Origin of the sequence: Arthrobacter sp. zg-Y20 (assembly GCF_030142075.1) — a bacterium.
Classification (GTDB): Bacteria; Actinomycetota; Actinomycetes; order Actinomycetales; family Micrococcaceae; genus Arthrobacter_B.
The window spans coordinates 1370703-1382318 of record NZ_CP126241.1 but is presented as its reverse complement, the minus strand read 5'-3'; the positions used below and the strand labels follow the sequence as shown (position 1 = coordinate 1382318).

Annotated in this window: 10 protein-coding genes; 4 read left to right on the top strand and 6 right to left on the bottom strand. The window is 67.3% G+C overall.

Features of this window, described 5'->3' with window-relative positions; all coding sequences use genetic code 11:
* Nucleotides 1-13: 13 nt before the first annotated feature.
* The gene (argJ, locus tag QNO06_RS06670; protein ID WP_227914045.1) at nt 14-1219 is read right to left on the bottom strand and encodes a bifunctional glutamate N-acetyltransferase/amino-acid acetyltransferase ArgJ; all 1206 of its coding nucleotides are present in this window, start codon (nt 1217-1219) and stop codon (nt 14-16) included.
* The gene (gene argC / locus QNO06_RS06665; protein WP_227914044.1) at nt 1219-2250 is read right to left on the bottom strand and encodes an N-acetyl-gamma-glutamyl-phosphate reductase; all 1032 of its coding nucleotides are present in this window, start codon (nt 2248-2250) and stop codon (nt 1219-1221) included. The genes argJ and argC overlap by 1 nt, the downstream gene beginning before the upstream one ends.
* A gap of 107 nt (nt 2251-2357) precedes the next feature.
* Between argC and QNO06_RS06660 the strand changes: the two genes are divergently transcribed.
* Nucleotides 2358-3320: a quinone oxidoreductase family protein gene (locus QNO06_RS06660; RefSeq protein ID WP_227914043.1), complete on the top strand. Its 963-nt coding sequence runs from the start codon at nt 2358-2360 to the stop codon at nt 3318-3320.
* Nucleotides 3321-3383: 63 nt separating this feature from the next.
* Here QNO06_RS06660 and pheT read toward each other — a convergent pair whose 3' ends face one another.
* Nucleotides 3384-5921, bottom strand: a complete 2538-nt coding sequence (gene pheT, locus QNO06_RS06655) for a phenylalanine--tRNA ligase subunit beta (protein WP_227914042.1) — start codon at nt 5919-5921, stop codon at nt 3384-3386.
* Nucleotides 5922-7019 carry a phenylalanine--tRNA ligase subunit alpha gene (pheS, locus tag QNO06_RS06650; protein WP_227914041.1) on the bottom strand — a complete coding sequence of 366 codons (1098 nt, stop codon included), beginning with the start codon at nt 7017-7019 and terminating at the stop codon, nt 5922-5924.
* Nucleotides 7020-7136: 117 nt separating this feature from the next.
* Here pheS and QNO06_RS06645 point away from each other — a divergent pair, with 117 nt between their 5' ends.
* Nucleotides 7137-7622: a hypothetical protein gene (locus tag QNO06_RS06645; RefSeq protein WP_227914040.1), complete on the top strand. Its 486-nt coding sequence runs from the start codon at nt 7137-7139 to the stop codon at nt 7620-7622.
* Nucleotides 7623-7654: 32 nt separating this feature from the next.
* Nucleotides 7655-8728 carry an Rv2578c family radical SAM protein gene (locus QNO06_RS06640; RefSeq protein WP_227914039.1) on the top strand — a complete coding sequence of 358 codons (1074 nt, stop codon included), beginning with the start codon at nt 7655-7657 and terminating at the stop codon, nt 8726-8728.
* Nucleotides 8729-8732: 4 nt separating this feature from the next.
* Here QNO06_RS06640 and QNO06_RS06635 read toward each other — a convergent pair whose 3' ends face one another.
* On the bottom strand, nt 8733-9164 hold the full coding sequence (locus QNO06_RS06635) for a (deoxy)nucleoside triphosphate pyrophosphohydrolase (protein ID WP_284015187.1): 432 nt from the start codon (nt 9162-9164) through the stop codon (nt 8733-8735).
* A 302-nt stretch (nt 9165-9466) separates the two neighbouring features.
* Between QNO06_RS06635 and QNO06_RS06630 the strand changes: the two genes are divergently transcribed.
* Nucleotides 9467-10690, top strand: coding sequence for an MFS transporter (locus QNO06_RS06630; protein WP_227914069.1), 1224 nt, complete (start codon nt 9467-9469; stop codon nt 10688-10690).
* Here the strand turns inward: QNO06_RS06630 and QNO06_RS06625 are convergent.
* Entirely contained in the window at nt 10629-11570 is a 942-nt protein-coding gene (locus tag QNO06_RS06625) for a cation diffusion facilitator family transporter (RefSeq protein ID WP_227914038.1), read from the bottom strand. The two genes, QNO06_RS06630 and QNO06_RS06625, sit on opposite strands and share 62 nt — an antisense overlap.
* Nucleotides 11571-11616 lie beyond the last annotated feature (46 nt).

Genomic DNA, 11616 nt, shown 5'->3' with positions numbered 1-11616 from the left:
GGTTCTCCCCCGCTCAGCTGCTGTAGGCCGAATTCTCGTGGACGTAGTCCGTGGTCAGGTCATTCGTCCAGATGGTGGCGCTTTCCGTGCCGGCGTGCAGGTCGATCTGCACGCTCACGGCACGCGGCGCCAGGTCTACACCCTCGCGGGGTTCGCCGATCCCGCCGTCGCGGCAGACCTGCACCCCGTTGATGCTTACATCGATCCGGTCCGGTTCGAATGCAGCGTCGGTAGTTCCCACAGCGGAGAGCACACGTCCCCAGTTCGGGTCGTTGCCGAAGATGGCGGTCTTGAAGAGGTTGGAGCGGGCGACGGCGCGGGAGGCCGTTTCGGCATCGGCCACGGTGGCCGCGTTGACCGTGGTGATCGCGATGTCGTGGCTGGCGCCCTCGGCGTCGGTGATGAGCTGCTGCGCCAGGGAATGGCAGACCTCAGTCAGTCCGGCAATGAACGCGTCCCGGTCCGGCACGGCACCGGAAGCGCCGGAGGCCATCAGGACCACGGTGTCATTGGTGGACATGCAGCCGTCGGAGTCGGTGCGGTCGAACGTGACGGCGGTGGCGGCACGGAGCGCGGCATCAAGCTCTTCAGCGGCGAGTTCCGCGTCGGTGGTCAGCACCACCAGCATGGTGGCCAGCCCCGGGGCGAGCATGCCGGCGCCCTTGGCCATTCCGCCGATGCTGTAGCCGCGGCCGGAGCTGTCCGTGCCGGTGAAGACGGCCTGCTTGGCCACCGTGTCGGTGGTCATGATGGCGTGCGCGGCGTCCGCCCCGCCGTCGCCGTCCAGTTCCGTCACGGCGGCCTGGACACCGGGCAGGAGCCGGTCCATCGGCAGCTGGACGCCGATCAGCCCGGTGGAGCAGACCAGTACATCCGAGGCGCTGATCCCGAGCAGTTCAGCGGTTTTCTCGGCGGTGGCGTGGGTGTTCCGGAACCCCTCGGCGCCGGTGCAGGCGTTGGCCCCACCGGAGTTCAGGATGACGGCGTCGGCCCGTCCGTCGGAGACGGCCTGCCGGGACCACAGCACGGGGGCCGCGGCTACCCGGTTGCGGGTGAACACTGCTGCGGCGGACTTCACCGGTCCGTCGTTGACCACCAGGGCGACGTCGCGTCCGCCGGAGTCCTTCAGGCCGGCGGTCACGCCGGCGGCACGGAACCCGGCCGGGGCGGTGACTCCGGTGGCCCGGCCGGTGCTGGTTGCTGTTGCTGCGGCACTCATTACGGAGCCACCCCCTGCTGCGTCAGTCCCGCGGCTTCATCCAGGCCGAGGGCTATGTTCATGGACTGCACGGCACCGCCGGCAGTTCCCTTGGTGAGGTTGTCGATGACGCAGCTAACCACCACGCGGTTGGCGTGCGGATCATAGGCCAGCTGCAGCGCGGCATAGTTGGAGCCCACCACCATTTTGGTGGCCGGCCACTGCCCTTCCGGCAGCACGCGGACAAACTGCTCGCCGGCGTAGGCCGCTTCCCAGGCCGTGCGCAGCGCTGCCGGGTCGACGCCGGGGCGGACCTTGGCGGTGGCGGTGGTCAGGATGCCGCGGGCCATCGGTGCCAGGGTGGGCGTAAAGGACACTGCCACGGCAACACCTGCGGCTGCGGAAAGGCCCTGTTCAATTTCCGGGGTGTGCCGGTGCCCGCCGCCTACGCCGTACGGGCTCATGCCGCCCAGGACTTCGGAGCCGAGCAGGTGCGGTTTGGCGGCTTTGCCGGCGCCTGAGGTGCCGGACGCGGCAACGATCACGACGTCGTCGGGCTCCAGCAGCCCGGCGGCGAAACCAGGTGCCAGGGCCAGCAGTGAACTGGTCGGATAGCAGCCGGGAACGGCAATCCGGCGTGCACCCTTGAGCCGGTCGCGGTGCCCGGGCAGTTCCGGCAGGCCGTAGGGCCAGGTGCCGGCATGCGCGGAGCCATAGAACTTTTCCCAGGCCTGCGGATCCTCCAGCCGGTGGTCAGCGCCGGCATCGATCACCAGGGTGCCCGGATCCAGCTGCGCGGCAATGGCGGCGCTGGCACCGTGCGGCAGGGCCAGGAACACGACGTCGTGGCCGGCAAGGTTCTCCACGGTGGTTTCTGCCAGCACACGGTCGGCCAGCGAATGCAGGTGCGGCTGGAGCTCGCCCAGCCGGGTCCCGGCATTGCTGTGCGCGGTGATGGCGCCGATGCTTACCTCCGGATGGCCGGCCAGCAGGCGCAGCACTTCCCCGCCGGCATAGCCGCTGGCGCCGGATACTGCTACGGAAATCGTCATGCCATCACCCTACAGCACATTTATGCATGACTCCCAATAATTATGCAAACCGTATGATAGGAAGCACATCAAGCCAGCCCGTACGAGCCAAGCAAAGAGGTTCTGCCATGCACAAAGCCATTGTTGTCCCGCGGGCCGGCGGGCCCGAAATCCTGCGCTATGAGGACGTTGACCTGCCCGAACCGGGGCCGCGCGAGGTCCTGGTGAAGGTGGCCGCCGCCGGTGTGAACTTCATCGACACCTATAAGCGCGGCGGCGTCTATCCGATGTCATATCCCTTCATACCGGGTGCCGAGGCGGCAGGAACGGTTGTTTCCGCAGGTCTGGAATCCGGGTTCCGGGAAGGGAACCGGGTGGCCACGGCCGAGGGCGGCGGGACCTACGCCCAGTACACCCTGATGGACGCCGACGCCGCGCTGCCCGTCCCCGCCGGCGTGGATGACGAGACGGCGGCCGCCCTGATGATGCAGGGCATGACGGCGCATTACCTGTGCAACTCCACCTTTCCCGTGCAGGAAGGGCAAACGGTACTGGTGCATGCCGGCGCCGGCGGGGTGGGCCTGCTGCTGATCCAGCTGCTCAAGGCCAAGGGTGCCACCGTGATGACCACGGTCTCCACCGAGGAGAAGGAAGCCCTGGCGCGCGGCGCCGGGGCGGACCATGTGCTGCGCTATGACGGATTCCCCGGCCAGGTCCGTGCGCTGACCGGCGGCACCGGCGTGGATGTGGTGTTCGACGGCGTCGGCGCGGCAACGTTCGACGGCTCCCTGGCCAGCCTGCGCCCCCGCGGCATGCTGGTGCTCTTCGGAGGTGCGTCCGGGCAGGTGCCCCCGTTCGACATCCAGCGGCTGAATTCCTCCGGCTCCCTGTTCCTGACCCGTCCCACGCTGGCGCACTATCTCCTGACCACGGAAGAACGGCAGTGGCGGGCACGGGAGCTTTTCGAGGCGGTGCTGGCCGGATCGCTGAAGGTACGGATCGGCCAAACGTACCCGCTGGCCGAAGCGGCACGCGCTCAGGCTGATCTGGAGGGCCGGAAGACCACCGGAAAGGTGATCCTGGTGCCCTAGCTAAACAGCGAAGGGCCCCGCCGGAGTGCTCCGGCGGGGCCCTTCTAGGCGGTGCGGCTGCGGCTAGCGCTGGACGGCGCCGAAGCGTTCGGCCGCCAGGGCGACGGCGGCAGCACGTGCCTCCGAGGCCTCATCGGCGGTCAGCGTCCGGTCAGCAGCGCGGAAGCGCAGTGCGAACGCCAGCGACTTATGCCCGGGATCGATGCCGGAGCCGGCGTAAACGTCGAACAGCGCCACGTCTTCGAGCAGCTCGCCGGCACCTTCACGCAGGGCCTCGCGGACGTGCTCGGCGGGAACATCCTCAGCCACCACCAGCGCCACGTCCTGCGTGGAGATGGGGAAGCTGGAGATCGGCCGCGCCACAATGACGTCCGGCGCGGCATCAAAGAGAGCGTCGACATCCAGCTCAGCAGCAACCGTCCGGGCCGGCATGTCCCGCTCTGCGAGCAGCTTCGGGTGCAGCTCGCCGGCGTAGCCCACGGTTCCACCGCTGCGCAGCGCAATGCGGGCGGTGCGGCCGGGGTGGAAGGCCTGGTGGCTGCCCTGCTCCACCACCAGCTCCACACCCAGGACATCGCCCATCAGCCGGGCGAAGTCGACGGCGTCGGCCCAGTCCCAGGTGCGCGGCGTGTTGCCGGCACCCGGGGCGGACTCGTGTCCGGCGAGCAGGACACCCACGTGCAGCGGCTGGTCGGGGATGCCGGCGTACAGCTCGTCCAGGACCTCTTCGGACGGCTTGGCCCCCAGCGGCGGGATGCTCTTGGTGCCCAGGTGTTCGCCCGGCAGGAAGACCGTGCCGGATTCAAACAGGGCCAAGTCGCGGAAGCCGCGCGACATGTTGCGCTTGGCCACCTCGAACAGGCCCGGCAGCACCGAGGTGCGCAGGTAGCCGTATTCGGCGCTGAGCGGGTTGGCCAGCTTCAGTGCCTGCACACCGCCCTCCGGCGTACCGAAGGTGTTGTTGTCCGCTTCGGTGACGAACGGGTAGGCCAGCACTTCGGTGAGCCCGGCGGCCGCCAGGGACTGCATCAACCGGCGGCGCTGCTGCTGCAGCCGGGTCAGTCCCCGCCCGGGAGGGGCCACGGGCAGAGTGGAAGGAATCTTGTCGTAACCGACCAGCCGGATGATTTCCTCGGTCAGGTCCTCGCGGGTCTCCAGGTCGGGGCGCCAGCTCGGCGGCGTGACCAGGTAACCGGCGTCGGTCTTCTCCACGGAGGCGCCCAGGTCTTCCAGCGTGCCGGTGATCTGGGATTCGGTGAAGTCCAGTCCGATCAAGCGGGACGGGAAGTCCACCGGCAGCTCGATGCGGCGCGGCGCCGGAGCGGCGCCGACGTCGGTAATGGACTCATCGGCGGTGCCCCCTGCCAGTTCCACCAGCAGGTCCACCGCGCGCTGGGCGGCGACGTCGGCCACGTTCCAGTCCACGCCGCGTTCGAAGCGCTTGGACGCTTCGGAGGGCAGCCGATGACGGCGGCGGGAGCGGGCAATGCTAACTTCCTCGAAGTGCGCAGCCTCGATCAGGACGTTCTGGGTGCTGCCGGACACCTCCGTGGCCGCTCCGCCCATCACACCTGCAATGCCGATGGCACCGGAGCCGTCGGTGATGAGCAGGTCCTCCGGAGATAGCCGGCGCTCCTTCTCATCCAGGGTCTTCAGGGTTTCACCGTCGGCGGCGCGGCGGACCACGATTTCGCCGGTGAGCTTATCCAGGTCGTAGAAGTGCAGCGGCTGGCCGAGCTCGAGCATCACGTAGTTGGAAATGTCCACCACCAGGGAGATGGAGCGCATGCCGGCCAGGCGCAGGCGGGAGGACATCCACGGCGGGGTGGGCCGGGACGGATCCACACCGCGCACAGTACGGGCCACGAACCGGTCGCAGCCAGGCTTGCCATATATGGGCGCCTCATCCTGCAGGCGGACGGGGTAGCCCATGCCGTCGGCGATGGGCACGGCGACGGCGGCGGCCGGGTCGGTGAACTTGGTGCCGGTGGCGTGCGCGTATTCGCGTGCGGCGCCGCGGATGGAGAAGACGTAGCCGCGGTCCGGGGTGACGTTGATTTCCGCGGCCTGGTCATACAGGCCCAGCAGCTCCATGGCGTCGGTGCCCACCTCGGGATCAAGCCCCAGGGTGGAAAGAACCAGGATGCCGTCGTGGTCATCACCGATACCCAGTTCACGCACGGAGGCGATCATGCCGGCGGAAACGTGGCCGTAGGTCTTGCGCGGGCTGATCCTGAAGTCTCCGGGCAGCACGGCGCCGGGCAGGGTGACTACAACCTTGTCCCCCACCTTGAAGTTGTGCGCGCCGCAAACGATGCCCTGTACACCGGTAGGCTCAATGCCCTTGCCGGTCAGGCTCTGTTCGGCGCCTTCGGGGACCACGCGGACCGAGCACCAGTTAATGGTCTTGCCGTTGCTCTGGGGCTCGGGCTCCATGCTGAGCACCTGGCCCACCACAATGGGACCCTGCAGCTCGTCGGCGGGACGGTGGACGTCCTCTTCCTCCAGGCCAACCTTCACCAGGTCTTCCATGATGTCTTCGGCGGTTGCGTCCGCCGGAACCTGGGCATACTCGCGCAGCCAGGAAAGTGGGATTCTCACTTAGATCTCCATCCCGAAGTGTTCGCTGAAACGTACGTCGCCTTCGATCATTTCGTGCATGTCCGAAACTTCGTTGCGGAACATGAGGGCACGGTCAATGCCCATGCCGAAGGCAAAACCTGAGTAGACCTCGGGATCGATCCCGGCGGCGCGGAGCACGTGGGGGTTGACCATGCCGCAGCCGCCCCACTCGATCCAGCGCGGGCCGCCCTTGGCACCGGGGTGCCAGATGTCCAGCTCGGCGCTGGGCTCGGTGAAGGGGAAGTAGTTCGGCCGCAACCGAACCTTCGCCTCGTCGCCGAACAGCACACGGGTGAAGTGCTCCAGGGTGCCCACCAGATCCGCCATGGTCAGCCCCTTGTCGATGGCCAGGCCCTCGAACTGGTGGAAGACCGGGGTGTGCGTGGCATCGAGCTCGTCTGTGCGGAACACCTTGCCCGGGCACAGCACGTAGATCGGCAGGTCGCGTTCCAGCATGGACCGGACCTGGACCGGCGAGGTGTGCGTGCGCATCACCAGGTGGGCTTCCGGCGGCTCAACGAAGAAGGTGTCCTGCATTTCGCGTGCGGGGTGGTCCGGCTTGAAGTTCAGGGCGTCGAAGTTGAACCACTCGGATTCCACCTCGGGGCCTTCGGCGATCTCCCAGCCCATCCCCACAAACACATCCGCCACACGGTCCTGCAGCGTGGAGATGGGGTGGCGGCCGCCGATGCGGCGGCGGCGCGGGGCGGCCGTGACGTCAACGGCCTCTTCCACGAGGATCCGCGCATCACGCTCGGCTTCGAGTTCAACGGTCCGGGCGGCGAGCGCCGCATTGATCCGGCCGCGTGCCGGGCCTACCAGCTTTCCGGCTGCCGCCTTCTGGTCCTTGGGCAGCTTGCCGATGGTCCGGTTGGCGAGGCTGAGCGGAGACTTTTCGCCGGTGACGGCAATACGGACTTCCTTCAGGCCGTCGAGGTCCGCGGCAGCGGCAATGGCGGCGAGCGCCTGCTCGACGGCAGCAGCAATTGCGGCTTCATCCAGCGGATTCGGCGGCTCGGGCAGGGCGCCCTCAGGGGAGGTGTCTGGGGAACCAGTCCCCGGTGTGGAGTTAGACATGTACGGTTCTTACCTGTTTCCGGCCCTAGTTGGGTTCTGGCTTATCATGGCAAGTCTAGTAGACGCCCCCTGCGGGGGCCGTCATGCAACCGGTCCGGGTGCCATTGAGGAGGTCCCGTGTCTGAATCTATGCCGCGTTTTCGACTGCATTCGGCTCGTCCCCGCCGCACCGGACCGCGGAGCAGGGCGCTGCGGGTTCGCCGCTGGGCCAATATCGTGAACCTCTCCACGCCTGCCGGTCTGGCCCTGGCCCGGTTCACCGGCTGCCGGGTACGGCCCGGGCCCAATGGAGTACTGCTCGCCGAAGGATATCCGCTTGCCCTTCCCCGAGCCGCCGCCTTCACGGTTGGCAACGTGATCCTCTACCCCGGGTCCACGGCCCGGCGCATCACCGCGGACAACAGCCCCCTGCTCCGCCACGAGATGCGGCACAGCACGCAGTACGCCCTGCTGGGCCCGTTTTTCCTGCCCCTGTATGCCGCCGCGTCGGTCCTCTCGCGCGCGGCAGCCGGCGATCCGGCGTCGGCGAATCCCTTTGAACGGTTGGCAGGCATTCATGACGGCGGCTACCGCCCGGAAGGTATCCGGGGCCACAAAGGGTAGCCCGGCATTAGAACGTATGTTCTAATGAGGGAATGAGGTGGCAAGGCCAGGAACTGAACGCTCCAACTACAGCACCGGCGGAGGAACCCGCCCCGCAGCTCCTACCGGCGCCTGCCGATGCGCTGATCCCGCTGCAGGGACTCGTCCGCACAGTCCGCACTCCCGACTTCGCCGGCGTGACCTTCCATGAGGTGGCCGCCAAATCGGTGCTGAACAAGGTGGGCGGCGGCTCCAACATGCCGTTTGAGTGGACGGTGAACCCGTACCGGGGCTGCAGCCACGGGTGCGTATATTGTTTCGCCCGCAAGACCCACACGTACCTGGACCTGGACAGCGGTGCCGATTTCGACAGCCAGCTGGTGGTCAAGGTCAATGCGGCAGAGGTTCTGCGCCGGGAACTTGCCCGCCCGTCCTGGCAGCACCACCACGTGGCAATGGGCACCAACACCGACCCCTATCAGCGGGCCGAGGGCCGCTACAAGCTGATGCCCGGAATTATCCGCGCCCTGGCGGACAGCGGCACCCCCTTCTCCATCCTGACCAAGGGGACCCTGCTGGCGCGCGACATCCCGCTGCTCAAGGAAGCCTCTGCGTCCACGGAAATCGGCATGGGCATCTCGCTGGCACTGGTTGACCCCGCACTGGCCAAGGTGGCCGAACCCGGAACACCCACGCCCCGTGCCCGGTTGGACCTGATTCGGCGCCTCCGCGACGCCGGACTGCCCTGCTCGGTCATGGCCATGCCCATCCTGCCGTGGCTGACGGACGGCGATGAGTCCCTGGACGCACTGTTCTCGGCCCTCGCCGAGGCGGGAGCCACCGGCGTCACCGCCGGAGCCCTGCACCTGCGCCCCGGCGCGCGGGAGTGGTACATGGAGTTCCTGGCACGCCACTACCCGGACCTCACCGCCCGGTACCAACGCCTGTACGGGAAGGGAACCTATGCGTCCCAGGAATACCGGGACTGGCTGGCCGGACGCATCCGCTTCTTTAAGGCCAAGTACGGCTTTACCGGCGGAGCCCGGTTCCTGCGGCCCGCGGCAGCGAAAGCCTCGCCGGCTGCCCCGGCAGGTGTAGCGGCCGCCGACCAGGCCGCCCTGTTCTAGGAACCTAGTCCTGCCGGGCGGCAACTGCATCCAGCAGCGCACCCACGATCGGCAGGTCGGCGGGTATCCACTCCAGTCGGCTCAACGCGCTGCGCTCCAGCTCCACCCACCGCAGCTCATCGTGGTCCTCCAACGGCTCCGGGGACCCGTGCGTAACTTCGGCCAGCCACACCCGCATGGCAGCGTTCCGGTTGAGCTGCCAGCCCTGGACCAGCGGCCCCTCGACTTCCGCACCCAGCCGAACCCGGATACCCAGCTCCTCCGCCAGCTCGCGGTGCAGGGCTTCAGTGCATCCTTCACCGGGTTCGACCTTGCCGCCGGGGAATTCCCACAGTCCGGCAAGGGCGACAGGAGCGCTGCGGCGTGCTGCCAGCAGCAGGGAGGGCGATTCGAGGCGGTCCACCACGGCCGCCCCCACCACCTGCTTGAGGCCCACCTGGTGTTGATCCGGGTGTTCCTGTACTGCGGGGATAACCGTCTGCTGGTCCTGCGCTGGTTTGTTGGCCACGGGAAAAGTCTATGTGCACTCCGGGTCGTTTCCTCCAGGCCCCGCGCGGTTCGGCCCTGCACTAGGCTGGAGGGGACAATGCCGTCCCGGCCTTCGGCCCGTGCGGATCATTTCCCCGGGCCGGCTGCTCCGCAACGCCGCATCCGCAGCTGTACCACGTCGCTGCAGCTGCACTCCACAGCCGCACCCCACTTGAAAGCGAAGCCTTGACCCGCAGCACCTCCGCGCCCATGCCACTGTCCAACCAGCGTTTCTCCGGTTCCCGCCGCACCACTGTTGCCAAGGCCATTACTGCCCTGGCCGTGGGCGGGTTTGCCATCGGCACCACGGAATTCAGCATCATGGGCCTGCTCCAGGAAATGGTCGACGACCTCGGCATTTCCGTACCCTCCGGCGGCCACGTGATTTCCGCCTACGCGCTTGGCGTCGTTGTCGGAGCCCCCGTGCTCGCCGCCCTGGGCGCGCGCATGCCCCGGAAGCTGCTGGTGATGGGGCTGATGGCGTTCTTCGCCCTGAGCAACCTCTCGTCCTTCCTCGCCCCGGACTATTCCTGGCTGCTGTTCACGCGCTTCCTGTCCGGGCTGCCGCACGGCGCCTTCTTTGGTGTGGCCGCGGTCATTGCCGCCTCCTTGGTGGCACCTACCCGCAGGGCGTGGGCCATCTCCATGGTGATGCTGGGGCTGAGCATCGCCAATGTGGTGGGTGTTCCTTTTGCCACCTGGCTGGGCCAGCAGGCCGGTTGGCGTTGGATGTTCGTCCTCGTGGGGGCGCTTGCACTGCTGACAGTGGCACTCGTGGCACGGTTTGTTCCCTACCAGCCCGCCCTGGCGGAAGCCAGCATCAAATCGGAGCTGAGCGCGCTGGGGCGGGTTCAGGTCTGGCTGGCACTGCTGGTGGGAACGGTAGGGTTCGGCGGGTTCTTCGCCGTTTACACCTACATTGCACCCACTATGACCGAAGTAGCAGGCATATCGGAGAACGTCCTGCCCGTCGTCGTCGGCCTCTACGGTGTGGGACAGGTGATCGGCAACGTTGCCGGCGGACGGATTGCGGACATCAACGTCATGGGCAGCATTTACGCGGTCCTGGGCGGGACGGTAGTGGTCCTGCTCGCCTACGCGTGGGCGGTGCAGTACGCCGCGACCGCCATGGTGCTGGTGTTCCTGGTCGGCCTGATCGGTTCCATGCTCACCCCGCCGCTGCAGACCCGGCTGCTGGACGTGTCGCCCGGCGCGCAGTCGCTGGCTTCGTCGCTGAATCATGCCGCGTTGAACCTTGCCAACGCGCTGGGCGCCCTGCTGGGCGGCGTCGTCATTGCCTGGGGCTGGGGGTACCGCTCCCCCGCTGTGGTGGGAGCGGTACTCGCCCTGCTTGGTTTGGCAGTTGCCCTGATCAGCGGGGTGCTGGATCGCCGGCCTTCTTCGCCGAAAACACATCCGGCTCCAGGTAAATAGAGCGCGCGATCGGGACCGCTGCACGGATCCGTTCCTCCGCAGCGTTGATGCCGTCGGCAATCTCCTGTCCGGTCTCGCACTTGGGGATGGCGATCTTCGCCGCTACCAGCAGCTCCTCCGGACCCAGGTGCATGGTCTTGAGGTGGATGATGCGGGTGTCGGGGTCGGCCTGGATGGCCTCTTCGATCCGGCGCACATCAGCCTGCGTTGCGGATTCCCCGAGCAGCAGCGACTTGGTCTCCACCGCCAGGACAGCGGCAATGGCCACCAGCAGGATGCCGATCATGGCGGTGCCGAAGGCGTCCCAAACGCCGTTTCCGGTCAAGAGGGTCATGCTGACGCCGAACAGGGCGAAGAGCAGGCCGAGCAGGGCCCCGAAATCCTCGAGCAGGACAACGGGCAGTTCAGGGGCCTTGGCGGTCCGAACGAACTGCACCCACCCCTGCTTGCCGCGGGTGTGGTTGGACTCGCGGACTGCGGTACGGAGGGAGGAGCCCTCCGCGATCATGGCGCCCACAAGCACGGCAAGGGGCACCCACCACCACTGGCCCTCGATCGGGTGCGGGTCCTGGTACTTGTGGTAGGCCTCGTACAGGGCGAAGAGTCCGCCGACGCTGAACAGGACAATGGAAACAATGAAAGCGTAAATGTAGCGCTCACGGCCATAGCCGAAGGGGTGCTCCGGGCTGGCCTGGCGCCTGGACCGTTTGCCGCCCAAAAGCAGCAGCACCTGGTTGCCTGAGTCGGCAACGGAGTGGATGGCCTCAGCGAGCATCGATGAGGAGCGCGTTAAGGCGAAAGCAATGAACTTCAAGGCCGCGATGGCCAGATTGGCGCTCAGTGCCGCGACAACCGCCTTATTACCGCCGCTGGCAGACATGTAAAACCCGTTTCTCTTTGGTGTAGTGGACCGGCTCGCTGAAAGC